This window comes from Streptomyces sp. SPB162 (genome assembly GCF_029504575.1).
Classification (GTDB): domain Bacteria; phylum Actinomycetota; class Actinomycetes; order Streptomycetales; family Streptomycetaceae; genus Actinacidiphila.
On record NZ_JAQFII010000001.1, the window covers coordinates 5,145,260 to 5,169,722 of the forward strand.

Genomic DNA, 24,463 nt, shown 5'->3' on the forward strand with positions numbered 1-24,463 from the left:
ACTCCACGTCCGAACACGGGTGGGAGTGGCTGCGGCGCGTGTGCCGGGAGGCGTAGCGTCGACAGCCGGCCGCACCGGCGCCACCGTCCGGAGCACCGGGCAGCCGCGGCGCCCGAGCCACCCGCTCCCCCCGGAGCACGTGCGGCACTCATCCGACCTGAAGCACCCGAGCCACCCACAGCAACTACGGAACCGGCGAACCACGTGACCTCCTCCTCCCTCCGACCGGCGCACCGCGCGCCGCACCGGGGGATCGACACGGGCACCGGCGCCTACCGTCTGCTGCGGACCCCGCCCGAGCGGACCGCGCCTCCTGTTCTGGACGCGTCACAGCGCGCGGTGGTTGAGCACCGGTCGGGACCGCTGCTGGTCCTCGCGGGGCCGGGCACCGGGAAGACCACGACCCTCGTCGAGGCGGTCGCCGAACGGGTGCGGCTCGGCACCGCCCCCGAGCGGATCCTCGTCCTGACGTTCAGCCGCAAGGCGGCCGTCGAGCTCCGGGACCGGATGGCCGCCCGGATGGGCGGCACGGCCACCGCGCAGGCGACCACGTTCCACTCCTTCTGCTACGCCCTGCTCCGCGCGCACCAGGACCCGGAGCTCTTCGCCGATCCGCTGCGGCTGCTCTCCGGGCCCGAGCAGGACGTCGTCGTCCGTGAGCTGCTGACGGGACAGACCGCGCTGGAGAAGGACGGGCGCGGCCGCATCCGCTGGCCCGACGACCTACGGGCCGCGCGCACCACCCGCGGCTTCGCGGACGAGGTGCGCGCCGTGCTCGCGCGCAGCCGGGAGCTGGGCCTGGGGCCGGCGGCGCTACAGGACTTCGCCCGGCGGATCGGCCGCCCGGACTGGTCGGCGGCGGCCTCCTTCCTCGCCGAGTACCTGGACGTCCTCGATCTCCAGGGCGTCCTGGACTACTCCGAGCTCCTGCACCGGGCGGTGCTGCTCGCGGAGCGCCCGGAGGTCTTCGAGGCCCTGGCCGGGCAGTACGACGCGGTCTTCGTCGACGAGTACCAGGACACCGATCCCGCGCAGGTCCGGCTGTTGCGCGCGCTGGCCGGCCAGGGCCGCACCCTCGTCGCCTTCGGCGACCCGGACCAGTCGATCTACGCCTTCCGCGGCGCCGACGTGAACGGCATCCTCGAGTTCCCCGACGCCTTCCCGCGCCCTGACGGCAGTCCCGCCCCCGTCCACGTCCTCACCGTCTCGCGCCGGGCCGGCGCCGGGCTGCTGGACGCCACCCGCCTCGTCACCCGCCGGATGTCGCTGCCCCGGCTGCCGGCGGCGGCCGTCCGCGCCCACCGCGAGCTGACCGCGGTCCGGGACGGCGGCACGGTCGCCGTCCGGACGTACCCGATGGCGGGCGCCGAGCTCGACGGCATCGCCGACACCCTGCGCCGCGCCCATTTGGAGGACGGCGTCCCGTGGCGTGACATGGCCGTCCTGGTCCGCGCCGGCGCCCGCTCCCTCCCGGGCCTGCGCCGCGCGTTGACCTCCGCCGGAGTCCCCGTCGAGATAGACGGTGACGATCTCCCGCTCCGGCACGAACCCGCCGTCGCCCCGCTCCTGCTGGCGCTGCGCGTCGCCGCCGCGGGCGCGCAGGCGGCGCCTGTGGTGCCCGCCCAGACGCGCTCCGGCGAGCCGGAGGAAGCCGAAGAAGCGGCGGAACCGGAAGTGGACGAAGCGGACGAAGCGTCCGTGACGCACGCCATCAGCGTCGAGGACGCGATCACCCTGCTGACGTCACCCCTCGGCGGCATGGACGCCGCCGACCTGCGCCGTCTGGGGCGGGCCCTGCGGGAGGAGGAACGGGCAGCCGGCCGCACCGTGCCGCGGCCCTCGGACCTGCTGATCGCGGAGGCGCTGGCGGAGCCGGAGCGGCTGGTGGCGCACGATCCGGCGTACGCGCGCGGCGCGCAGCGGCTCGGGCTGCTGCTGCGCAAGGCGCGGGAACTGATGGCGGGCGGCGGCACCGCCGAGCAGGCGCTGTGGGAGCTGTGGGACGGGTCGACGTGGCCGCAGCGGCTGGAGCGGTCGGCGACCCGTGGCGGAACGGCCGGGCGGAACGCGGACCGGGACCTGGACGCGGTGTGCGCGCTGTTCGAGACGGCGGCGCGCGCCGAGGAGCGGACCGGCGGCCGGGGCGCGCTGAACTTCCTGGAGGAACTGGACGCGCAGGACATCGCGGCCGACACGCTGAGCCGCCGGGCCGTCCGCACCGACGCCGTGCGCCTGATGACCGCGCACCGGTCCAAGGGCCTGGAGTGGCGGCTGGTGGTGGTCGCCGGGGTGCAGGAGGGCCTCTGGCCCGACCTGCGCCGCCGGGGTTCGCTGCTCGAGGCCGACCGGATCGGCCGCGACGGCCTCGCGGAACCGCTCACCCCGGCCGCGCTGCTGGCCGAGGAGCGGCGGCTGTTCTACGTGGCGGCGACCCGAGCCAAGGAACGGCTCGTCGTCACGGCGGTCAAGGCGGCGGCCGACGACGGCGACCAGCCGTCCCGTTTCCTGACCGAGCTCGGCGTCGAGCCGCAGGACGTCACGCATCGCGCGCGCCGTCCGCTGGCCGTCTCCGCGCTCGTCGCGGAGTTGCGCGCGACCACCGTCGACCCGGCCGCTTCCCCGGCGCTGCGCGACGCCGCCGCGCTGCGGCTGGCCCGGCTCGCCTCGCTGAACGACGCCGGGCACGCGCTCGTGCCGTCCGCGCACCCCGACCGCTGGTGGGGCCTGTACGAGCCGACGCGCTCGGCCGTTCCGCTGCGCGACCGCGACCAGCCGGTGGCGCTGTCGGGCAGCGCGCTCGACCAGCTCGCCAATACCTGCTCCTTGCAGTGGTTCCTCGGCCGTGAGGTGAAGGCGGAGCCGCCGTCGACCGCGGCGCAGGGGTTCGGCAACGTCGTGCACGTGCTGGCCGACGAGGTCGCGTCCGGGCGCACCCCCGCCGACCTGGACGTGTTGATGGCCCGGCTGGACTCGGTCTGGGACGCCCTGGCCTTCGACGCGCCCTGGAAGTCCCTGCAGGAGAAGCGGAACGCGCGGGACGCGCTGGAACGCTTCCTGCACTGGCACGTGATGGAGCGCGGCCGGACGCCCGTGGCCACGGAGCACGGCTTCGACGTCGTCCTCGAGGCCGGCGAGGTGGAGGTCCGGATCCGCGGCAGCATGGACCGGGTCGAGGCGGACGCGGACGGCAACGCCTACGTCGTCGACTTCAAGACCGGGAAGTCCAAGCCGACGGCGAAGGAGGTCGAGCGGCACCCGCAGCTCGCCGTCTACCAGCTCGCGGTCCGTGAGGGCGCGGTCGACGAACTCTTCGGCGGCCAGCGCCCACTGCCGGGCGGTGCCGAGCTCGTGCAGTTGCGCCTCGGCGCGGCGAAGAAGGACGGCGGCGACACCGTGCCGGCCGTCCAGCGCCAGCAGCCGCTCGCGGGGAAGCGGGAGGAGGCGGGTGGCGAGGGGGAATGGGTGGTGGAGGAGCTGCTGGCCGGCGCCGCCGGCCGGGTCCTGGACGAGCGCTTCACCCCCGCCACCGGCCAGCACTGCACGCACTGCGCGTTCCGCGCGTCCTGCAGCGCCCAGCCGGAGGGCCGGCACGTCGTGGAGTAGTCCGCGGGGCGGCCACGTGACCTGTGCCTCGGCGGTGCAACCCTTTCGCCTGTTCGTGCGTCAGTTCGATGTAAGGGCAAGTGCGGTTATGTGGTTCGGTGTTGAGGAAAGTGGCCGTCGTGGCGTTGAGGCGCAGTGTTGTCGTAGGCGTAGTGGTCTGCGTTGCGGCCGTGGGTGGGCTGTCCGGCTGTCAGGGGACGGCGGAACGCGGCAGAGCCGTCCACGCGGCGTCGAATCCGGCGAACGCGTCCCGCGCGGCGTCGGACGACTCGCTGGACGGGCTGACGGCGCCGCAGATATCGCGCCGGATGTGGGACGCGATGGACACGACGAGCTCCATGACGCTCGAATTCGCCGGAGTGCTCCGCGCCAAACCGCTGCAGATGAAGGTCGCGATGACCGTCAAGGGCACCTGCGCCTCCGCGGTGCGGCAGGAGGGCTGGATGATGCAGGTCATCCGGGTCGACGACGGGACGGCGTACATCAAAGGGGATGCCGGCTACTGGACGGCGATGGGCGCCAAGGGCAAGACCATCGGGGAGCTGGCGGGCAACCGGTGGATCAAGTTCCCCAGCAACTCCGCCCCGGGCCGGCGGCTGGCCGGATCGTGCGACCTGAACACCGTCCTCGGCAGGATCAAGCCGAACCACGCCGCCTCCACCAAGGGTGGCGCCGGCACGGTCAACGGTCGGCCGGTCGTCATCATCAGGCAGAAGGAGTCGTCGGGGACCAGCACGCTCTCGGTGGCGGCGAAGGGCAAGCCGTACCTGTTGAAGATCGCGTCGGCCGACGCGATGACCATCACCTTTGGAGCGTTCGACCAACCGCTCCACGTCACGGCTCCGCCCGCGAACCAGACGATCGACCTCAGCCTGTTCGGCGGGGACTCGGGCCTGGACGTCTGAGCCGGCCCGCGGGGATCGAGTTGTGGGCAGCCGGGTCAAACCCGTTGTGTCCGCATGCTTATCTTGTGCTTATCAGTGTGATGCGTGTGGGTGGAGGGGAATCCGGTGGCAGTACAGCGGAACGTCGTGGCGGCCTCACTGGTCTGTGCGGCCCTGGTCGGCGGGCTGACCGGCTGTGGGGGCGACACGTCGGACGACGCGGTGATCGGGTCCCAGGTGAAGCCGACGGTCTCGGCGAGCACCAAGGCGCCGACCGGGCTCGACGCCCTGACCGCGAAGCAGGTCTCGGACAAGGCCGAGGCGGCGCTCACGTCCGTCACCGCGGTGAAGGTGGACTTCGCGGCAGTGGTTGACGGCAAGCCCGTGCAGTTGAAGGCCTCCATGTCCAAGGCCGGCGAGTGCGCCGGGGCGATGAGCCAGGGCAAGGAGACGATGCAGTTCATCGGAACGCACCACACCAGCTACATGAAGGCCAACGACGCCTTCTGGCGCGACACGGGCGAGACGGACGACGCCGCCGCGCTCCGCATGCTGCACGGCAAGTGGGTGAAGGTGCCGGGTGACGCCGCCAAGGACGAGGACCTCGCGGCCTTCTGCGACCTGGACTCGTTCCTCGAGAACCTGACGTCGGAAGACGACGCCGAGGAGAGCTACAGCAAGGGCGCGCCGACCACGGTCGCCGGACAGCCGGTCGTCACGGTCATCGAGAAGAAGGTCCGCAAGGGCAAGAGCGAGAAGGTGACGATCTACGTCGCGGCGCAGGGTGAGCCGTACCCCTTGAAGCTCGTCATGGAGGACGGCGAATCGCCGGGCCATGTGACCTTCGCCGAGTTCGACAAGCCGGTCAGGGCGGTGGCCCCGCCCGCCTCGCAGACGCTCGACATCGCCAAGCTCCAGGACGGGGGCGGCAAGAACGTCTGACGGTCGCCTGGACGCGCCTCCCACCGGTGACCCCCCGGCGGGAGGCGCGTCCGCCCAGGTGGCCGCCGGTTGTCGGTGGGGCCGGATAGCCTCACTGGGGTGGCAGCACGCATCACGGACCCCGAGCAGCTCAAGGCGCTCCTCGGCATCCCCTTCACCCCGGAGCAGATGGAGTGCGTCACGGCGCCCCTCGCGCCGAACGTGATCGTGGCGGGGGCCGGCTCCGGGAAGACGACGGTGATGGCCGCCCGTGTCGTCTGGCTGGTCGGGACGGGGCAGGTCGCCCCGGAGGAAGTGCTCGGCCTGACGTTCACCAACAAGGCCGCGGGGGAGCTCGCCGAGCGGGTCCGCAGGGCGCTCGTCCAGGCCGGGATCACCGATCCGGATCCGATCGGGCCGCCGGGTGCCGGAGAGACGCCCGGAGCGGACGCGACCGGTGAGCCGCTGATCTCGACGTACCACGCGTTCGCGGGCCAACTGCTCAAGGAGCACGGGCTGCGCATCGGCCTCGAACCCACCGCCCGGCTGCTCGCCGACGCCACCCGCTACCAGCTCGCCGCGAAGGTGCTGCGGGCCGCGCCGGGCCCGTACCCGGCGCTGACCAAGAGCCTGCCCTCGCTGGTCAGCGACCTGCTGGCGCTCGAGGGCGAGCTCAACGAGCACTTGGTCCCGCCGGGCCGGCTGCTCGCCCACGACGCCGACTGGCTCGACACCCTGGCCCCCGTCAAGCTCACCAACGCGGATCTGCGCAAGCTGCCGGAGACCGCGCGGGCCCGCCGGGACCTCACCGGGCTGGCCGCCGCCTACCGCGAGCAGAAGCAGCGCCGCGACCTGCTGGACTTCGGCGACCAGATCGCCCTGTCGGCGACGGTGGCCCGCACCCGCCCGGAGGTCGGCGCGATCCTGCGCGAGCAGTACAAGGTGGTGCTGCTCGACGAGTACCAGGACACCTCCGTCGCCCAGCGGCTGCTGCTCGCCGGGCTGTTCGGCGGCGAGGGCACCGGCCACCCGGTCACCGCCGTCGGCGACCCCTGCCAGGCGATCTACGGCTGGCGCGGCGCCTCCGTCGCCAACCTGGACGACTTCCCCGCCCACTTCCCGAACGCCGACGGCACCCCCGCCCGCCGTTTCTCGCTCAGCGAGAACCGCCGCAGCGGCGGCCGCCTCCTGGAACTCGCCAACGGCCTCGCCACCGAACTGCGGTCCCGGCACGAAGGCGTCGAGGCGCTGCGCCCCGCCCCCGGCGCCGAGCGCGACGGGCTGGTGCGCTGCGCGCTGCTGTCCAGCCAGGCCGAGGAGATCGAGTGGCTCGCGGACTCCCTCGCCCACCTGGTGCGCACCGGCACCGAGCCGGGCGAGATCGCCGTCCTGTGCCGTACGACGGGCCACTTCGCCGACATCCATGCCGCGCTGGTCGCCCGTGACATCCCCGTCGAGGTCGTGGGCCTGTCCGGGCTGCTCCACCTGCCCGAGGTCGCCGACCTCGTCGCCGTCTGCGAGGTCCTGCACGATCCGACGGCGAACGCGTCGCTGGTCCGGCTGCTCACCGGCCCCCGCTGGCGGATCGGCGCCCGGGACCTGGCGCTGCTCGGGCGCCGGGCCCGGGTCCTCGTCCGGTTCGGGGCCGGCGGCGCGGAGGACGACCCCGAGCGCCGGCTGGCGGCGGCCGTCGAAGGCGTCGATCCCGCCGAGGTGGTCTCGCTCGCCGACGCCCTGGAGACGTTCCTGGACGGCGACCCGGGCGACGAGCTGCCGTTCTCGCCCGAGGCGCGGGTCCGGTTCGCCCGGCTGGCGGCCGAGATACGGGACCTGCGGCGGGCGCTGGCCGACCCGCTGATGGACGTCCTGCACCGGGTGCTCGCGGTCACCGGCCTGGAGGTCGAGCTGTCCGCGTCCCCGCACGCCCTGGCGGCCCGCCGCAAGGAGACGCTGAACGCCTTCCTGGACATAGCGGCCAACTTCGCCTCCCTCGACGGCGAGGCGACCCTCCTGGCGTTCCTCGGCTTCCTGCGCACCGCCGCCCAGTACGAGAAGGGGCTGGACAGCTCGCTGCCCGGCGGCGAGAACACGGTGAAGGTGCTCACCGCCCACAAGTCGAAGGGCCTCGAATGGGACGTCGTGGCCGTCCCGGGGCTGGTGAAGAAGGGCTTCCCGAACGAGCGCGGCCGCGAGCTGTGGACCGCCAACGCCAAGGTGCTGCCGCACCCGCTGCGCGGCGACGCGGCGACCCTCCCCGATGTCGACGAGTGGTCGAAGGCGGGTCTCGACCGGTTCCGGGACGCGATGAAGGAGCACAACCGGATCGAGGAGCTCCGCCTCGGCTACGTGACCTTCACCCGGCCCCGCTCGCTGCTGCTCGGTTCCGGGTACTGGTGGGGGCCCACCCAGAAGACCCCGTACGGCCCGTCCGCCTTCCTGGACGCGCTGCGCGTGCACTGCGAGGCCGGCCACGGCGAGATCGAGCACTGGACCGAGCCCCCCGCGGAGGACGCCGTCAACCCGGCGTTGGAGACCTCCGTCGAGCGCGCCTGGCCGCTCCCGCTCGACGCCACCGCCCTCGACCGCCGCCGCAAGGCGGCCAGGACGGTCCTCGCGTACCTGGACGCGCCGCGGGAGCACGCGTTCGCGGACGTGTTCACGGGCACCGACGCGGACACGGACGCCGAGGCGCCGGCGGAGGACGAGCCGGTGTGGGCGGACGACGAGGAGTGGGAGGACGCCGACTGGGACGAGCTCTCGGCGGAGCGTCCCGAGGGCTTCGAGCATCCGGGGGACCCCGATCCGGAACCGGGACGTCCTGCCGACCCCGGCCATCCGCTCGCCGAGCACACCACCGGCGGCGAGGCCCCCGCACGGGCGCACCTGCTCCCCGAGGAGTCCCGTCTCGTCGCCTCCTGGGACCGCGACCTCGACGCCCTCGCCGGGGAGCTGCGGCGTGCGCGGGCGACCGTCCGGGACGTGCCGGTGCCCCCCGTCCTCACCGCCTCGCAGTTGATGCGGCTGGCCGCCGATCCGGACGGGTTCGCCCGCGAGCTCGCCCGCCCCATGCCGCGCGCCCCGCAGCCCGCCGCGCGCCGCGGCACCCGCTTCCACGCCTGGGTCGAGTCCCGCTTCGACGAACGGCCGCTCTTCGCCCCCGAGGACCTGCCCGGGGTCGAGGGCGGGGACGAGATCGACGACGAGCGGGACCTCGCCGCCCTCAAGGAGGCGTTCCTCGGCACCCCGTACGCGGACCGCACGCCCCACCGTGTCGAGGCGCCCTTCCAGCTGGCGCTGGCCGGCCGCATGATCCGCGGCCGCATCGACGCCGTCTACCGAACGGAAGACCCGCAGGCCCCGGATGGGGCCACCTACGAGATCGTCGACTGGAAGACCAGCCGCTCCCGGTCCGGCGACCCCCTCCAACTGGCCCTCTACCGCCTCGCCTGGGCCGAGCAGCACCAGCTGCCGCTGCACCGGGTGACCGCCGCGTTCCTCTACGTCCGTACCGGCGACGTCGTCAGGCCCGCGTCCCTGCCGGACCGTGCCGCCCTGGAGCGGCTGCTGCTCGACGAGCCGGGCTGAGCCGCCGCCTGAGCCCGCCGCCTGAGCCCGTCGCCCGAGCCGACACCTCCGGCCGGAGGTGTCCGGCGCGCCGGTTAGGCTCGATGCCATGAGTACCGCCCCGGACAGCGCTGTCCACGCCTACATCGACGCCCACCGTTCCGCGTTCCTCGCCGACCTCGCCGAGTGGCTGCGGATCCCGTCCGTCTCGGCGGATCCCGCCCGCGCGGACGACGTGCTGGGCAGTGCGCGGTGGCTGGCGGCGAAGCTGGCCGAGACCGGCTTCCCGACCGCCGAGGTCTGGGAGAGCGACGGTCTGCCGGCGGTCTTCGCCGAATGGCCGTCCGGCGACCCGCAGGCGCCGACCGTGCTGGTCTACGGCCACCACGACGTGCAGCCCGCCGCCCGCGAGGACGGCTGGGACACCGACCCCTTCGAGCCGCACACCGCCGACGGCCGCATCTACGCCAGGGGCGCGGCCGACGACAAGGGGCAGGTGCTCTTCCACACGCTCGGCCTGCGCGCCCACCTCGCCGCGACCGGCAGGACCGCGCCGGCCGTGAACCTCAAGCTGCTGATCGAGGGCGAGGAGGAGTCCGGCTCACCGAACTTCCTCGCGCTGATCCGGCAGCGCGCCGACCGGCTGGCCTGCGACGCGGTGATCGTCTCCGACACCGGCATGTGGTCCGAGGACACCCCGACCGTCTGCACCGGCATGCGCGGTCTGGCCGACTGCCAGGTCGACCTGTACGGGCCGGACCAGGACATCCACTCGGGCTCGTTCGGCGGCGCGGTGCCCAACCCCGCCACCGAGGCCGCCCGGCTGGTCGCCGCGCTGCACGACGACGACCGGCGGGTGGCGATCCCGGGGTTCTACGACGGGGTCCTCGAGCTGACCGATCGCGAGCGCGAACTCTTCGCGGCGCTGCCGTTCGACGAGTCGCGGTGGCTGAGCACCGCCAAGTCCCACGGAGCGCTCGGCGAGGCCGACCACACCACTCTGGAGCGCATCTGGGCCCGGCCGACCGCCGAGGTCAACGGCATCCACGGCGGCTACCAGGGCCCCGGCGGCAAGACGATCGTCCCGGCCTCCGCCCACCTGAAGCTGTCCTTCCGGCTGGTCGCCGGCCAGGACGCGGGCGCGGTGCAGCAGCTCGTCACCGACTGGGTCGCCGCCCGGCTCCCCGCCGGCATCCGCCACGAGGTCACGTTCTGGGGCACCACCCGGCCCTGCCTGACCCCGCTCGACCATCCGGCGCTGCAGTCGGTCGTCCGCTCGATGGGCCGGGCCTTCCAGCAGGAGATCCTCTTCACCCGCGAGGGTGGTTCGGGACCCGCGGCCGATCTGCAGGACGTGCTGGGTGTGCCGGTGCTGTTCCTGGGAATCTCCGTACCGTCCGACGGTTGGCACTCGGTGAACGAGAAGGTCGAACTCGACCTGCTGTTCAAGGGTGTGGAGACCGCCGCCTACCTCTGGGGCGACCTCGCCGAGAACTGGCGCCCCGCCGCGGCGGGGACCACCGGGTGACCGCCGGCGCCGCCGCCGGCGCGCCCCACCGACACCGGTCACTGACCACGACAGCCGCGCTACCGCGTACGGGACGTACGCACGGGGAGTTGGAAGCAGCCTTGTCCGAGATCGACCTGTCCACCCAGCCGCTGGCCCTGGCCCAGACGGGCGTGGACCGCGCCGCCCACCACCGGCTCGACGAGGCCTGGCTGGCCGCCGCCTGGAGCCATCCGACGACCCGGGTCTTCGTCGTCTCCGGCGGCCAGGTGCTGGTCGAGGAGAAGGACGGCCGCACCGAGCTGGTCATGGTCCCGGCCTTCGACGCGCCCGAGACCGAGACCCACCGCTACTTCCTCGGCATCGGCGAGGACGGCGTGCGGTACTTCGCGCTGCAGAAGGACGCGCTGCCGGGCCGGATGGACGACGTGGCGCGGGCGGCCGGGCTGCGCGAGGTGGCCGGGCTGCTCTCCCCGCTGGAGGCGGGCCTGATGGTGCACGCCGTCGCGCTGGAGAACTGGCAGCGGGCGCACCGCTTCTGCTCCCGCTGCGGTGAGCGCACGGTCATCGCCGCCGCCGGCCACATCAGGCGCTGCCAGGCGTGCGGCGCCGAGCACTACCCACGCACCGACCCGGCCGTGATCATGCTGGTGACGGACGACCAGGACCGCGCGCTGCTGGGCCGCCAGGCGCACTGGCCCGAAGGGCGCTTCTCGACGCTCGCGGGCTTCGTGGAGCCGGGCGAGTCGCTGGAGCAGGCCGTGGTGCGCGAGACGGCGGAGGAGGCGGGGGTGACGGTCGGCGACGTGACATATGTCGCGAGCCAGCCGTGGCCCTTCCCGTCGAGCCTGATGCTCGGGTTCATGGCCCGCGCCACGTCGCCGGACATCCAGGTGGACGGCGAGGAGATCCACGAGGCCCGCTGGTTCTCCCGCGAGGACCTGCGCAAGGGCATCGAGTCCGGGGAGATCCTGCCGCCGGGCGGTATCTCGATCGCGGCCCGGCTGATGGAGCTCTGGTACGGCGGCCCGTTCCCGACGGCAGCCGCCTGACCGTCACGGAAGCGGACAGCACTCCGCCGGGGCGCGGGCGCGCCCCGGCGGATGCGGGTGGGATCAGACGCGTCGGGTCAGACGCTGAGCTTCTGCTTGACCTGGGCCAATGACGGGTTCGGGAGCGCCGATCCGTCCGGGAAGAGGACGGTGGGGACCAGCTGGTTGCCGCCGTTGACCTTCTCGACGAACGCCGCCGACTCCGGGTCGTTCTCGATGTTGATCTCCGTGTAGCCGATGCCCTCGCGGTCCATCTGGCTCTTGAGCCGACGGCAGTAGCCGCACCAGGTGGTGCTGTACATCGTCACAGTGCCCGACATGGGTGTCCGCTCCTCACAAGCCGGTGGAATCTTCGATCTGCTCAACGCCTACCCCGCTCCCGGCATTCCTGCGGCCCCACCGCCACCGGTTTCCCACCCTTCGCGGTCGGATCATCACACCTCGGCTGTGGATAACTTTCCCGACCGCCTCCCTGGACCTGGCAGCATGGCGGGGTGACCGCACCAACGCACACCTCGCTCTTCCCGGCAGTCCCGGACTCTCCCGACGCCGTGCTCGACGGGCTCGACCCCGAACAGCGCGAGGTCGCCACCGCGCTGCACGGGCCGGTCTGCGTGCTGGCCGGGGCGGGCACGGGCAAGACCCGGGCGATCACGCACCGGATCGCCTACGGGGTGCGGGCGGGGATACTGCAGCCCGGCAGTGTGCTGGCGGTCACCTTCACCGCCCGCGCGGCGGGGGAGATGCGCGGAAGGCTGCGCCAGCTCGGCGCGGGCGGCGTCCAGGCGCGTACGTTCCACTCCGCCGCGCTGCGCCAGCTCCAGTACTTCTGGCCGCGCGCCATCGGCGGCGAGATGCCGCGGCTCGTCGAGCGCAAGGTCCAGCTCGTCGCCGAGGCCGGCGCCCGCTGCCGGATCCGGCTGGACCGCAACGAGCTGCGGGACGTGACGGGCGAGATCGAATGGTGCAAGGTCACCCAGACCGTTCCCGAGGACTACCCGGCCGCCGCCGCGAAGTCCGGCCGCGAGGTCCCCCGGGACCCGGCCGAGATCGCCAAGATCTACACGGCGTACGAGCAGCTCAAGCGGGACCGAGGCGTCATCGACTTCGAGGACGTGCTGCTGCTCACCGTGGGCGTCCTGCAGGAGCGCCCGGATGTCGCGGACACCATCCGCTCCCAGTACCAGCACTTCGTCGTCGACGAGTACCAGGACGTCAGCCCGCTCCAGCAGCGGCTGCTCGACCTGTGGCTCGGCGGCCGGGACAACATCTGCGTCGTCGGCGACGCCTCCCAGACCATCTACTCCTTCACCGGCGCCACCCCCGAGTACCTGCTCGGCTTCCGCTCCCGGCACCCGGAAGCCACCGTCGTGAAGCTCGTCCGCGACTACCGCTCCACCCCGCAGGTCGTGCAGCTGGCCAACGGGCTGCTCTCCCAGGCCAAGGGCCAGGCGGCCCAGCACCGGCTGGAACTGATCTCGCAGCGCGAGCCGGGCCCCGAGCCCGGCTACACCGAGTACGTGGACGAGCCCACCGAGGCCGAGGGCACCGCCCGCCGGATCAGGGAACTCATCGCCGGCGGCGTGCGGCCCAGCGAGATCGCCATCCTGTACCGCATCAACGCCCAGTCCGAGGTCTACGAGCAGGCGCTCGCCGACGCCGGGGTGCCGTACCAGCTGCGCGGCGCGGAGCGGTTCTTCGACCGCCCCGAGGTCCGCGAGGCCGGGCTGCTGCTGCGCGGCGCCGCGCGTGCCGGGGCCGGGACCGATCCCGGGATGGCCGGCACGGACGTGCCCGAGCACGTCAGGGCCGTCCTCGGCTCCCGTGGCTGGACGGTCGAGGCCCCCGCCGGATCGGGCGCGGTCCGGGACCGCTGGGAGTCGCTGGCCGCGCTGGTCCGGCTCGCCGACGACTTCGCGCTGGCCCGTCCCGAGGCCACCTTGTCGGACCTCGTCGCGGAGCTGGACGAGCGGGCGAGCGCCCAGCACGCCCCGACCGTCGAGGGCGTCACGCTCGCCTCGCTGCACGCCGCCAAGGGCCTGGAGTGGGACGCGGTGTTCCTCGTCGGTCTCACCGAGGGCATGATGCCGATCACCTACGCCAAGACCGACGAGCAGGTCGAGGAGGAGCGCCGGCTGCTGTACGTCGGCGTCACCCGGGCCCGGCTGCACCTCTTCCTGTCCTGGGCGCTCTCCCGCTCGCCGGGCGGTCGTGCCACCCGCAAGCCCTCCCGCTTCCTGGACGGCCTGCGGCCCGGTTCCGCGACGCGTGGCACCGGCAACCGCTTCGCGGCCGGTGGCGGCGGCATCGAGCGCGGAGCGGCGGCCGCTGCCGCCGCCAAGCGCAAGCGCGGCCCGGTGCGCTGCCGGGTCTGCGGCCGCACCCTGTCGGAGGCCGGCGAGATCAAGCTGATGCGGTGCGAGGACTGCCCGTCGGACCTGGACGAGGGGCTGTACGAGCGGCTGCGCGAGTGGCGCATGGAACAGGCCAGGGAACTGGGGCAGCCGGCGTACTGCGTCTTCACCGACAAGACGCTGCTGGCCATCGCCGAGGTCCGGCCGGAAGGGGCGGCCGAGCTCTCCGCGATCGCCGGGGTCGGCAGCCGAAAACTGGACAAGTACGGCGCCGAGGTGCTGGCACTGTGCACCGGCGGCGAACCGGCCGCGGCACCCGGTGACGAAGCTGTTGCAGAAGAACCCGAAAAATAGTTTGCGCGCGGCGCGGAAGTCCCCATAGCCTTCCGGAGCACGGTCACTGCGGCTCTTCCAAGAGCCGGGGAGATCGTGATGTACTGAGTAAGCACGACAAGCCCTACGAGACGCCGAGAGGAGGCGAAGACCCGTGACCATCAAGTTCGAGAACGTGAAACTGACCGATCGTCCGGTCGTCATCGCCACCTGCACGCTCGGCGCCCCGCTGCCCGGCACCGGCATGTCCGGAGCCCCGGCTCTGCGTCTGGCCTCCCTCGCGGAACTCTCGATCCGTGAGCGCGGCGAGCGAGCGACCAAGGCACCGGCAGTAGTGGAGAGCAAGGCCTCGGCCTATGTCTTTACGCCCGGCGGTGCCGGTCACAGCACAAATGGACAGAAGCAGCAGCACCTCTCGATGTGGGCCTTCCGCGGGCTCGAACCCTGGAGCGATCCAGTCTGATCGACGATCAGACCGGCACCTTCCAGGGCCGCGGAATCCCAGACCGGGATCCGCGGCCCTTCTGTTTTCTCCAGCCGAAACAACCGGCCCACCGGCCGGACCAGACAGACGAGGAACACCACGACCGTGCCTGCCACCCAGCACGCCCCGTCCGTATCGCCCACAGCCCCGCTCCCCCTGCCCGCGGTCCACTCGGAGGTCCCGTTGCTGCCCCTGACCGAGCTCGATGACGAAATCGAGCGCCTCGGTGTACCCGTCCCCTGCCGGACCTACGACCCGGAGGTCTTCTTCGCGGAGTCCCCGGCCGACGTCGAGTACGCCAAGACGCTGTGCCAGACCTGTCCCGTCCGCGAGGCATGCCTCGCCGGTGCGAAGGACCGCCGTGAGCCTTGGGGCGTCTGGGGTGGAGAGCTCTTCATCCAGGGCGTCGTCGTAGCCCGCAAGCGGCCCCGTGGCCGTCCGCGCAAGAACGCAGTAGCGGTGTGAACACCGGCACCGTAGGAACCGTCGACCGACCCGTGACGCACGACCCGAAGAAGCAGGTCCCCATGAACCCGTCCACAGAAGTGGCGCCGCCCGCCACCGAAGCCCCCCGCCACACTTCCGGCGCCTACAGCGCCCGCCAGAACAGGAACCTCGAAATGCAACTCATGCCAGAAGCCTTGGCACGTGCCCATATGCAACAACGCCTCTACGAGGCCGAGCACGAACGGCAGGCCCTTCGCCTGGTGTCGGCACGCCGACTGCAGCGCCGGGCCGAACGTGTCTCGCTGCGCGCCCGCCGCGCGCTGGCGATGGCCGTCATGCAGTAACCAGCGGTAGCCACGCTCCAACGGCCGCACACCCGCGGCCGAGTTCCACCACTCCGTGTCACAGCGAACACCGCGGGGCCGGTCCGAAAGGACCGGCCCCGCGGTGCGTTACGACGTCTTATCGGGCACTCGGAGAGGTATCGTCACCAAGTGGACCAGAAGACTCAGCACAACCGGGTCGGGACTGCCCAGACGACGACGTGCGCGCGCTGCGGCGCCGTCGAGGACGGTCTGCCGATCACCTGGACCTGCTCCGTGGAGAACAGCCGGCGCGTCTATTTCTGTGACCGGTGCGGCCGGGAGAACCTCCGCAGTATCGAAGGTCGTCTCGACTCCTCCTGGTGGTAGCGGACCACAGGACGGCTACGCCGACTCCGCCGCCCCACCGGCGTCGAAGCCCGGCAGCCACTCCAGGAGTTCATCGCGCAGCCGCACCGTCGCGCCCAGCTGGCACAGGACGCCGATGGTGCTCAACGTCACGCGGTGGATCAGCAGATACGACGGCGGCAGGTTCAGCTGCTTGCCCAACTGGTGGGCGGGCGAGCGCGGATCGGCGATCCGTGCCGCCTGGGCGCGCATCCAGCTGCGGACGAAGGTGAACTCCTCGGATCCGGCCGGCTCGATGATCGGCCGCAGATAGTCCAGCACCGCGTCCGGGCGCAGCTTGATCGACGGCCGGACGAATCCCTCCTGCCGCAGCATCGCGTGCACCGAGTCGGCGTCGCCCTCCAGCGCGAGGCGCAGCGCGGTGCCGATCGGCAGTGGCAGCCCCTCGGGCAGCCGGTCCACCGTCCCGAAGTCCAGCACGCCGAGCCGCCAGCCCGCGGCGGGGCCGTCGTCCACCAGCAACCGGAAGTTTCCCGGGTGCGGGTCGGCGTGCAGCAGCCCGGTACGCGCCGGGCCCGCGAACAGGAAGCGCGCCAGCAGCTGGCCGGCCCGGTCGCGTTGCTCCGGAGTGCCCTTGGCGATCACCTCGGCCATGGGCACGCCGTCCATCCACTCGGTGACCAGGACCTGGTCGGCCTGGTGCACCACCCCGGGCACCAGGACGTCGGGATCGCCGGCGAACTCCGTGGCGTGGGCCTGCTGGGCCTGCGCCTCCAGCTCGTAGTCCAGTTCCTCCGAGACCCGGTCGCGCATCTCGGCGATGAGCGGCTTGATGTCCATCCCCGGGATCATCGGTCCGAAGAGCCGCGCCACCCGGCCCAGTTGGGCCAGGTCGGAGAGGAGCGCGGCACCGGCGCCCGGGTACTGCACCTTCACGGCCACCGCCCGGCCGTCGTGCCACACCGCGCGGTGCACCTGGCCGATCGAGGCGGCCGCGGCCGGGGTCTCGTCGAACGTGGTGAACAGCTCGCGCCAGTCGGCGCCCAACCGCTCGGCGAGCACCTTGCGCACGGTGCTCGCGGGCATCGGCGGCGCGGAGTCCTGCAGCTTGGTGAGGGCGGCGCGGTACGGACCGGCCACGTCCTCGGGCAGCGCGGCCTCGAACACCGACAGCGCCTGGCCGAACTTCATGGCCCCGCCCTTGAGCTCGCCGAGCACCTTGAACAGCTGCTCGGCGGTGGCTTCCTGCAGTTCGCTCGCGACGACCTCGGCGGGACGACCGCCCAGTCGCCTGCCCAGCCCGAGTGTGGCGCGGCCCGCGAACCCCAGGGGGAGCGCGGCCAGTTTCGCGGTGCGAGTCACCGCCTTACGAGGAAGATCAGACATGCGCTCCTCTTTCCCGTCGGTCACCTGGCCATTGTGCCCCTCCGCACTCGCGGCGCGGCGGGCAGCACCGTTCTCGCGTCACCTCCCGCGCCGCAACCGCATCGGATGTCACCGGGCACCGGCCGTACTTCCATGGACAGCCGGGCCAGCGCGATCTCCACCCGGGCGCCGGAACTCGGGGGAGCGCCGCCGTCCAGGAAGGCCAACGCATGCGCGGTGGCCAGCCCCGCGACGACCGTCGCCAGGGCGATGTCGCAGGCCGGAACCCCGGGCGCCCGCCCGGACCTGAGCTGGGCGAGCATCCGCGGCCAGGCGGGATCCTCGTCCGCCAGCCGCAGCGCCAGACAGCCCGCACACCCGGTACGGCCCGGAACGACGAGCGGGCCCACTACACCCATGCCCTCGACGACGCCCGTATAAAGGTGCGGGATGCCCGCTGTGAGCAATCGCTCAGTCTCCCGGGGCTCCGGGGCGTAGGCGGCCAGCCCGTCGCGCGGTGCCACCACGACGAGCGAGAGCCGGGGATCCGCCGGCTCCCGTCCGGCCCGGGGGCCCCGCCGCCCGAGCGCCGCCGCGCGCGGATCGGGCGCGGCCCGGCGCACCGCCCCGCGGGCCGCCGCGTCCCGCCGCTCCCCGATGTGCTCGGCCGGGATCCCCGCCGGGCTCACGTCCCACGGCTCCACCCGGCCGCAGTCCAGCACCTCGACCCGGCCGACGCCGGCCGCCGACAGCAGCGCGGCCACGGCCGCCCCGACCCGGCCCGCGCCGCGCACCCGCACCCGCGCCACCCGCCGGTCCCGCATCCGGCCGGCCGCGCCGCCCGCGCCCGCGTGGACGACGGAGAGCGCCGCGAGGTCGGGCCGCAACCGGTCGATGGCCGCCGTCCGATGGCGGACCGCCTCGGAGAGCCGGGCGTGTGCCGTCGCGTCGTCCAGCACGCCGCCTTCGGCGAGCAGCCCCAGCAGCTGCCGCACCTGCCGCGCGTCCAGCCCCAGTGCCACGGCGTCCCGCGTCAGCGAAGCCGCCCCGCGGGTGCCGTCCAGCAGATCAAGGAATCCCGCCGCCGCGCCGTCGACCTGGTCGAGGACGACGGCATGGGCCGGATCAATTCCGAACTGAACGCTCTCGCGGTCGCGCCAACTGCGCCGCATGGCGGTTTTGAGCATGGGACGCATGGCCACCCCCGGTAGACGCCGGCGAATCCATTTCAAGATCCGCAGCAGTTCCGCATCGTCGTTATGCGGCAGTCACAGAATGCACGCGGGTGCCCACAGAGAAGCAGAGTTATCCACAGCCTGTGGGGGATAGTCGTTCAATATGCGCACGAAGCGAGGGGATTCCCGCGCCAACCGGCCTGGGGACGGGACTTCCCGCACCCCCAGCCGGTAACGTCGGAGCGTGTCCGCCGACCCCGCGCATGACCTCTCCCGTCAGCAGTCCCTCACCTCCCGGACGAGTGAGGTCGAAGTGCGTCGCAGCGCCCGAAGGCGCCGGACTGTCTCGGCCTACCGCGAGGGTGACCGCACCGTGGTCCTCATTCCGGCCCGGATGTCGGTCGCCGAGGAGCAACGCTGGGTGACGGTGATGCTCGAGAAACTCGCGACGCAGGAGAGCAAGCGGATCCTCGGCGACGACGAGCTGTCCAGCCGGGCCGCCCTGCTCTCCGAGCAGTACCTGGACGCCCGCGCCGAACCGGACTCCGTCCGCTGGGTCACCAACCAGAACTCGCGGTGGGGATCCTGCACCCCCTCCGAGGGCAGCATCCGTCTCTCGCACCGGCTGCAGGGCATGCCCGAGTACGTCATCGACTACGTTCTGCTGCACGAACTCGCGCACCTGCTGGTTCCGGGCCACGGCCCGAGCTTCTGGAAGCTGCTGGAGTCGTACCCGAGGACCGAACGGGCCCGCGGGTATCTGGAGGGCGTCGTAGCCGCCGGCCGGCTGCCGCAGCTGCCGACCGTCCGCGAGGAATAGCCGCTGTCGGGGGCAGGGGCTAGCCTGTCGCAACGCACATGCATTTACGGGATGGGGGACGGTCGTTCGTATGGCCAGGGAATTCCAGCGTGGCCACAAGGCCAAGATCAGTGATCTCACGGCGGGGACGGATCTGTACATCGGTGTGCAGATCGCCGGGCCCGGCCTGTCGTTCGACATCAGCTGCTTCGGGCTCGACGAGAAGGAGCAGCTGTCCGACGACAGTTACTTCATCTTCTTCAACCAGCCCAAGTCGCCCGAGGAATCCATCCAGCAACTCGGCGCGCAGGCGGGGGACAGCGAGTCCTTCCGCGTGACGCTCGACCGGATTCCCCCGAAGATCCGCAAACTCTCCTTCACCGCGACCATCGACGGCAACGGCCAGATGTCGCAGGTGGGCCCCGGATACATCCGGATCGTCGCCGGCGGTGCGGAGGTCGCGCGCTACAGCTTCACCGGCGCCGAGTTCAGCACCGAGCGCGCGGTGATGCTCGCCGACGTCTACCTCAAGGACGTGTGGCGCTTCGCCGCCGTCGGCCAGGGCTTCGACGGCGGGCTGGACGCGCTGCTGCGCAACTTCGGCGGCGAGGTCGCCGAGGAGGCACCGGCCGCCGCGCCGCCGCAGCAGGGCGGCGCCCCCGGCTTCGCCCCGCCGCCCGGCGGTGCCGCACCCGCCCCCTCGTTCGGCACACCGGCCGGCCCGCCGCAGCCCGCTCCGGCCTTCGGCGCCCCGCCCGGCCCCCCGCAGCCGGCCGCCGCGCAGGGCTTCACGCCGCCCCCGGGCAACCCGTCGATACACCAGCAGCAGACCATGATCGCGCCGCTGGCGGCCCCGCCGCAGGCTCCCGGCCAGCCGCAGTTCGGCCAGGTCCCGCCGCCGGGGCCGCCGCCGGGCCAGCAGTTCGGCCAGCCCCCCGGCCCGCCGCAGTACGGGCAGCCGCAGTTCGGCCAGCCGCCGGGCCAGCCCCAGTTCGGCCAGGTGCCGGGCCAGCCGGCTCCGTACGGCCAGCCGCAGGCCGGCCAGCCGGCCGGCGGGATCTCCGGCGCCCTGCAGAAGTTCCGCGAGACGCCCACCGGCCAGCGGTGGACGCAGCAGAACAACAAGATGGTGCGGGCCGACCTCTCGCAGGCCGGCGGCCAGCCGGTGCTCGCCCGCCAGGGCAGCATGGTGCTCTACCAGGGCAAGGTCGAGTACAGCTACAAGGGCGCCGGGTTCGCCGGCCGGATCGTCGGCGGCGCCACCGGCCAGGAGATGCAGCTGATGCGCTGCACGGGCCAGGGCCAGGTCTTCTTCGCGGAGAACGGCGCCCATCTGCACCCGATCGAACTCCAGGGCGACGCCATCTGCGTCTCCTCGGAGAACGTGCTCGCGTTCGACGAGAGCCTGCAGTACGAGGTGCGCCGGATCGAGGGCCACGGTATCCCCGGCGGCGCGCTCTTCACGATGCAGTTCCAGGGCACCGGGACGATCATCGTCAAGACCCACGGCACCCCCGTGGTGCTGCCGGTCACCCCGACCACGTACGCGGACTGCAACGCGATCGTCGCCTGGTCGGCGGCGTCCCAGGTGATCATCTCCAGCCAGGTCCGGCTGCGCAGGAACGCCTACCCCGGCCACAGCGGAGAGACCGTGAACCTCCAGTTCCGCGGCGCTCCCGGCAACTTCATCGTCGTCCAGCCCTACGAGGTGTGACCCGCAATGGACCAGCAGATGATCGCGGGCTACGCACCGGCCCCGGTGACCGCCCGGATGGACACCCACGGCTCGGCGATGCTCAAGGTCGCCATGCAGACCGGCCAGGACCTGTTCGCCCGCACGGGCTCGATGGTCGCCTACGAGGGCTTCGTCCAGTACGAGCCCAACCCGCCCGCCGTCCGGCAGATGGCCTCACAGTGGCTCACCGGTGAGGGCGCGCCGCTGATGAAGTGCACCGGCGACGGCCTGCTCTACCTGGCCGACTACGGCGCCGACGTGGTGTGCGTGAACCTCAACAACGAGTCCCTGTCGGTCAACGGCACCAACCTGCTCGCCTTCGACGCGCACCTCCAGTGGGGCGTCGAGCGGGTCAAGGGGCTCGCCAAGTTCGCCGGGCAGGGCCTGTTCAACGTGGGGGTGAAGGGCACCGGCTGGGTCGCCATCACCTCGCGCGGCACACCGATCGTCGTCGACTGCGGAAGCGGCGCCGACGAGACCTACGTCGACCCGGACGCACTCGTGGCCTGGTCGTCGGGGCTCAAGATGAAGGCCAAGCGCAGCTTCAAGGCGTCCTCCCTGATCGGGCGGGGCAGCGGCGAGGCGTTCCAGATCGCGTTCTCCGGCCAGGGCTTCGTCGTCGTACAGCCCAGCGAGGACAGCACAGACCGCCTCCGGGCACGGGGCTGAGGGGGAGCGACCGATTATGCAGAGCCCACTTTTCGCGAACACCGAGGTCCAGTCGAACGACCTCTACGCACTCCAGAACCCGTACCTGCTACGGGTCAAGCTGGAGGGCAACTCCGGCCGTGACTGCCTCGCCCGCAAGGGCGCGATGGTCGCCTACCAGGGCATGATCGAATTCGACGGCGAGTTCCAGTCGCGCAATCAGGGCGGCGCGCGCATGGCCACCGGCGAGGGCCTGGATCTGATGCGCTGCTCCGGGCAGGGCACGGTGTACCTCGCCAACCTGGCCCAGCACATCCACGTCGTGGACGTCGACCATGACGGCCTCACCGTGGACAGCGCCTACGTGCTCGCCCTCGACTCCGGGCTGCACTGGGACGTGATCGCCGTGGACAGCCAGTTTGGCCTGTCCGGCACCGGCGCCTACAACCTGAACATCTCGGGCCAGGGCAAGGTCGCGCTGATGACCTCGGGCAAGCCGCTGCTGATGCCGGTCACCCCGGACAAGTACGTCTCCTGCGACGCCGACGCGGTGGTCGCCTGGTCGTCCTCGCTGCGGGTCCAGATGCAGGCGCAGACCAGCAGTTCCTCGGTCTACCGCCGGCGCGGCAACACCGGAGAGGGCTGGGAGCTCAACTTCGTGGGCCAGGGATACGTCCTGGTGCAGCCCAGCGAGCTGATGCCGCCGCAGAACGCGCAGATCGGTCAGGGCCTGCGCGCCCAGTTCGGGGTGGGCCAGCAGGGCGCCCACGCCCAGAACCAGGGCAACATCTGGACCAACAACCGCTGAGCCGCACACCGCCACGGGCCGTGCCCGCGCGCCGCCTCAGAGCAGCGCGCGGGTACGGGCCAGCAGCGTTTCCACCGAGCCGTCGGCGACCGAGCCGACCTCGTCATAGGCGTACCAGCGCAGGTCCAGCGACTCGTCACTGATCGCCTCGACCGCGCCGGCCGGCGCGATCGCCGCGTACTGCACGTCCAGGTGCCAGGCGCAGGGCGTCAGGTGCCGGTCCAGGTTCACCGGTCCCGGACGCAGCAGCGTCAGCCCGGGGATGCCGGACTCCTCGGTGGCCTCGCGCAGCGCGGCGGCCGCCAGTGTGGCGTCCTCCGGCTCGCAGTGGCCGCCCATCTGCAGCCACATCCGCAGCTTCCGGTGCAGCGTCAGCAGCACCCGACCGCTCGCCGGGTCCACCACCAGCGCGCTGGCGGTGATGTGCCCCGGCTGGGACGCCTTCCACATGCCGTCGGGCGTGCCGTCGAGGTGGTCCAGGTACTCCAGCCGCAACTTCTCCTGGCCGGGGTCGGGTGCGTCCCACTCCTTCAGGACGCGCACCGCGTCCGCGTGCAGACTCACTTGCCCTCGTCGTCCTTGCTCTCGTCGTTCTCGTCCGCGTCGCCCTTGGCCACGTCGCCCTTGGACAGGCGCTTCTCGGCGGCCTCGCCGAGCATCTTGTCGAGCTCGGAGAAGTCGGCGGTCTCGCGGTGCACGAAGCCGTCAGGATCGTCCAGGTCCTCGGCGGTGGGCAGCATGTCCGGGTGCTCCCACAGGCCGTCCCGGCCGTCGACGCCGCGGGCGTCGGTCAGCGAGGCCCACAGCCGGGAGGCGTCGCGCAGCCGGCGCGGGCGCAGCTCCAGGCCGATGAGCGTCGCGAACGTCTGCTCGGCGGGCCCGCCGGTCGCCCGGCGACGGCGCAGCGTCTCGCGCAGCGCCGCGGCGGACGGCAGGTGCGGGGCCGCGGCGGCGTGCACGACCGCGTCCACCCAGCCCTCGACGAGCGCGAGCGCCGTCTCCAGCCGGGCCAGGGCCGCCTTCTGCTCGGGGGTGTCCTCGGGCTGGAACATGCCCTGCGCCAGCGCTTCCTGCATGGCCTCGGGGTTCGACGGGTCGAGCTGGCCGACCGCGTCCTCCAGCTTCGTCGTGTCGACCTTGATGCCCCGCGCGTATCCCTCCACGGCGCCGAACAGGTGTGCCCGCAGCCACGGCACGTGGGCGAAGAGCCGCTGGTGGGCGGCCTCGCGCAGCGCCAGGTACAGCCGCACCTCCTCCTGGGGGACCCCCAGGCCCTCACCGAAGGCCGCGATGTTCGCGGGGAGCAGCGCGGACCTGCCGGCCGGGCCCAGCGGGAGGCTCACGTCGGTGGAGCCGACCACCTCACCCGCCAGAGTGCCCAGCGCCTGGCCGATCTGGCTGCCGAACATCGCTCCGCCCATGGAGCGCATCATCCCGAGCAGCGGCCCGGACATGGCCTGCATCTCCTCGGGCAGGACATCGCCCATGGCGGCGCCGACCCGCTCCGCGACCGGGTCCACCAGTTCCTTCCACGCCGGCAGGGTCGCCTCGACCCACTCGGCGCGGCTCCACGCCACGGCGCTGCTCGAGCCGGAGGGCAGCGACGTCGCCCCGTCCAGCCACAGGTCGGCCAGCCGGACGGCCTCGGAGACCCAGCTGCGCTCGGCCGGGCCGACGCTCGCGTCCTTGACGCCGTCCGGGGTGCCCTGCGCGACGGTCTGGCGCGCGATGTCCTTGGCCATGTCCCAGTTCACCGGGCCGCCCTCGTACGAGAGCATCTGGCCGAGCTGCTGGAAGGCGGCACCGAGGTCATTGGGGTTCAGGGAGCCGAACATCGCGGCGAAGGGGTTGTCCCCGCCGGCGCCGCCGAACGGATTCACGCCACCGAAGCCGAAGGGGTTGTCGGCAGGCCCCTGCCCCGACCCGCCGGCGCCCTGCTTCTTGCCCTCGTCCCCGTCCTCGGGCTCCTCGGGAGGGACGCCGAATCCGAATGGGTGGTCGCTCACGGGTTTCCTCGGCTCTATGTGTTGGGGCTGTGTCTGGGGCGGTGTGTTGTGGGCTGTACCTCCAGCCTAGACACCAGTCAGGCAGGATGGCTGCGTAGCAAGTGCGC

Annotated in this window: 21 protein-coding genes; 15 read left to right on the forward strand and 6 right to left on the reverse strand. The window is 72.5% G+C overall.

Features of this window, described 5'->3' with window-relative positions; translation table 11 throughout:
- Positions 1-252: 252 nt before the first annotated feature.
- Entirely contained in the window at positions 253-3,603 is a 3,351-nt protein-coding gene (locus M2266_RS23615; RefSeq protein WP_277441325.1) for an ATP-dependent DNA helicase, read from the forward strand.
- Positions 3,604-3,793: 190 nt separating this feature from the next.
- On the opposite strand, the gene M2266_RS23620 is transcribed toward M2266_RS23615, so the two are convergent.
- Positions 3,794-3,931: a hypothetical protein gene (locus tag M2266_RS23620; protein ID WP_277439982.1), complete on the reverse strand. Its 138-nt coding sequence runs from the start codon at positions 3,929-3,931 to the stop codon at positions 3,794-3,796.
- A 10-nt stretch (positions 3,932-3,941) separates the two neighbouring features.
- On the opposite strand from M2266_RS23620, the gene M2266_RS23625 reads away from it, so the two are divergent.
- The 5 genes from M2266_RS23625 to nudC all read left to right on the forward strand — a co-directional run bounded on the left by M2266_RS23625 (position 3,942) and on the right by nudC (position 11,531).
- Complete coding sequence (locus tag M2266_RS23625) at positions 3,942-4,508, forward strand: hypothetical protein (RefSeq protein ID WP_277439983.1); 567 nt, start codon at positions 3,942-3,944, stop codon at positions 4,506-4,508.
- 105 nt (positions 4,509-4,613) lie between these two features.
- Entirely contained in the window at positions 4,614-5,429 is an 816-nt protein-coding gene (locus M2266_RS23630; RefSeq protein ID WP_277439984.1) for a hypothetical protein, read from the forward strand.
- A gap of 99 nt (positions 5,430-5,528) precedes the next feature.
- The gene (locus M2266_RS23635) at positions 5,529-8,993 is read left to right on the forward strand and encodes an ATP-dependent DNA helicase (RefSeq protein ID WP_277439985.1); all 3,465 of its coding nucleotides are present in this window, start codon (positions 5,529-5,531) and stop codon (positions 8,991-8,993) included.
- Between the two features lie 88 nt (positions 8,994-9,081).
- Entirely contained in the window at positions 9,082-10,500 is a 1,419-nt protein-coding gene (locus M2266_RS23640; protein WP_277439986.1) for a M20/M25/M40 family metallo-hydrolase, read from the forward strand.
- A gap of 101 nt (positions 10,501-10,601) precedes the next feature.
- A complete protein-coding gene (nudC, locus tag M2266_RS23645; protein WP_277439987.1) occupies positions 10,602-11,531 on the forward strand; it encodes an NAD(+) diphosphatase in 930 nt (309 codons plus the stop codon).
- Positions 11,532-11,608: 77 nt separating this feature from the next.
- Here nudC and M2266_RS23650 read toward each other — a convergent pair whose 3' ends face one another.
- Positions 11,609-11,851 carry a mycoredoxin gene (locus tag M2266_RS23650; RefSeq protein ID WP_277439988.1) on the reverse strand — a complete coding sequence of 81 codons (243 nt, stop codon included), beginning with the start codon at positions 11,849-11,851 and terminating at the stop codon, positions 11,609-11,611.
- A gap of 174 nt (positions 11,852-12,025) precedes the next feature.
- On the opposite strand from M2266_RS23650, the gene M2266_RS23655 reads away from it, so the two are divergent.
- From M2266_RS23655 to M2266_RS23675, 5 genes are all read left to right on the forward strand, one after another.
- Positions 12,026-14,239, forward strand: coding sequence for an ATP-dependent DNA helicase UvrD2 (locus M2266_RS23655; RefSeq protein WP_277439989.1), 2,214 nt, complete (start codon positions 12,026-12,028; stop codon positions 14,237-14,239).
- A gap of 133 nt (positions 14,240-14,372) precedes the next feature.
- Entirely contained in the window at positions 14,373-14,681 is a 309-nt protein-coding gene (locus M2266_RS23660) for a hypothetical protein (RefSeq protein WP_277439990.1), read from the forward strand.
- Positions 14,682-14,858: 177 nt separating this feature from the next.
- Positions 14,859-15,167: a WhiB family transcriptional regulator gene (locus M2266_RS23665; protein ID WP_277441326.1), complete on the forward strand. Its 309-nt coding sequence runs from the start codon at positions 14,859-14,861 to the stop codon at positions 15,165-15,167.
- A 62-nt stretch (positions 15,168-15,229) separates the two neighbouring features.
- Positions 15,230-15,493: a hypothetical protein gene (locus M2266_RS23670; RefSeq protein WP_277441327.1), complete on the forward strand. Its 264-nt coding sequence runs from the start codon at positions 15,230-15,232 to the stop codon at positions 15,491-15,493.
- Between the two features lie 150 nt (positions 15,494-15,643).
- Positions 15,644-15,841, forward strand: a complete 198-nt coding sequence (locus tag M2266_RS23675; protein WP_277439991.1) for a hypothetical protein — start codon at positions 15,644-15,646, stop codon at positions 15,839-15,841.
- 15 nt (positions 15,842-15,856) lie between these two features.
- Here the strand turns inward: M2266_RS23675 and M2266_RS23680 are convergent, their stop codons facing one another.
- Both M2266_RS23680 and M2266_RS23685 read right to left on the reverse strand, forming a co-directional pair.
- On the reverse strand, positions 15,857-17,206 hold the full coding sequence (locus M2266_RS23680) for an AarF/ABC1/UbiB kinase family protein (RefSeq protein ID WP_277439992.1): 1,350 nt from the start codon (positions 17,204-17,206) through the stop codon (positions 15,857-15,859).
- Positions 17,207-17,226: 20 nt separating this feature from the next.
- A complete protein-coding gene (locus M2266_RS23685) occupies positions 17,227-18,372 on the reverse strand; it encodes a TOMM precursor leader peptide-binding protein (protein WP_277439993.1) in 1,146 nt (381 codons plus the stop codon).
- 232 nt (positions 18,373-18,604) lie between these two features.
- Here M2266_RS23685 and M2266_RS23690 point away from each other — a divergent pair, with 232 nt between their 5' ends.
- The 4 genes from M2266_RS23690 to M2266_RS23705 all read left to right on the forward strand — a co-directional run bounded on the left by M2266_RS23690 (position 18,605) and on the right by M2266_RS23705 (position 22,350).
- Entirely contained in the window at positions 18,605-19,180 is a 576-nt protein-coding gene (locus M2266_RS23690; protein ID WP_277439994.1) for a M48 family metallopeptidase, read from the forward strand.
- 70 nt (positions 19,181-19,250) lie between these two features.
- Positions 19,251-20,873, forward strand: a complete 1,623-nt coding sequence (locus M2266_RS23695; RefSeq protein ID WP_277439995.1) for a TerD family protein — start codon at positions 19,251-19,253, stop codon at positions 20,871-20,873.
- 6 nt (positions 20,874-20,879) lie between these two features.
- Positions 20,880-21,563, forward strand: coding sequence for an AIM24 family protein (locus M2266_RS23700; RefSeq protein WP_277439996.1), 684 nt, complete (start codon positions 20,880-20,882; stop codon positions 21,561-21,563).
- A gap of 16 nt (positions 21,564-21,579) precedes the next feature.
- The gene (locus M2266_RS23705; RefSeq protein ID WP_277439997.1) at positions 21,580-22,350 is read left to right on the forward strand and encodes an AIM24 family protein; all 771 of its coding nucleotides are present in this window, start codon (positions 21,580-21,582) and stop codon (positions 22,348-22,350) included.
- Positions 22,351-22,386: 36 nt separating this feature from the next.
- Here M2266_RS23705 and M2266_RS23710 read toward each other — a convergent pair whose 3' ends face one another.
- Together M2266_RS23710 and M2266_RS23715 are read right to left on the reverse strand one after the other, a co-directional pair.
- Positions 22,387-22,914, reverse strand: a complete 528-nt coding sequence (locus M2266_RS23710; protein ID WP_277439998.1) for an NUDIX hydrolase — start codon at positions 22,912-22,914, stop codon at positions 22,387-22,389.
- Entirely contained in the window at positions 22,911-24,356 is a 1,446-nt protein-coding gene (locus tag M2266_RS23715; RefSeq protein WP_277439999.1) for a zinc-dependent metalloprotease, read from the reverse strand. The genes M2266_RS23710 and M2266_RS23715 overlap by 4 nt, the downstream gene beginning before the upstream one ends.
- Between the last annotated feature and the right edge of the window lie 107 nt (positions 24,357-24,463).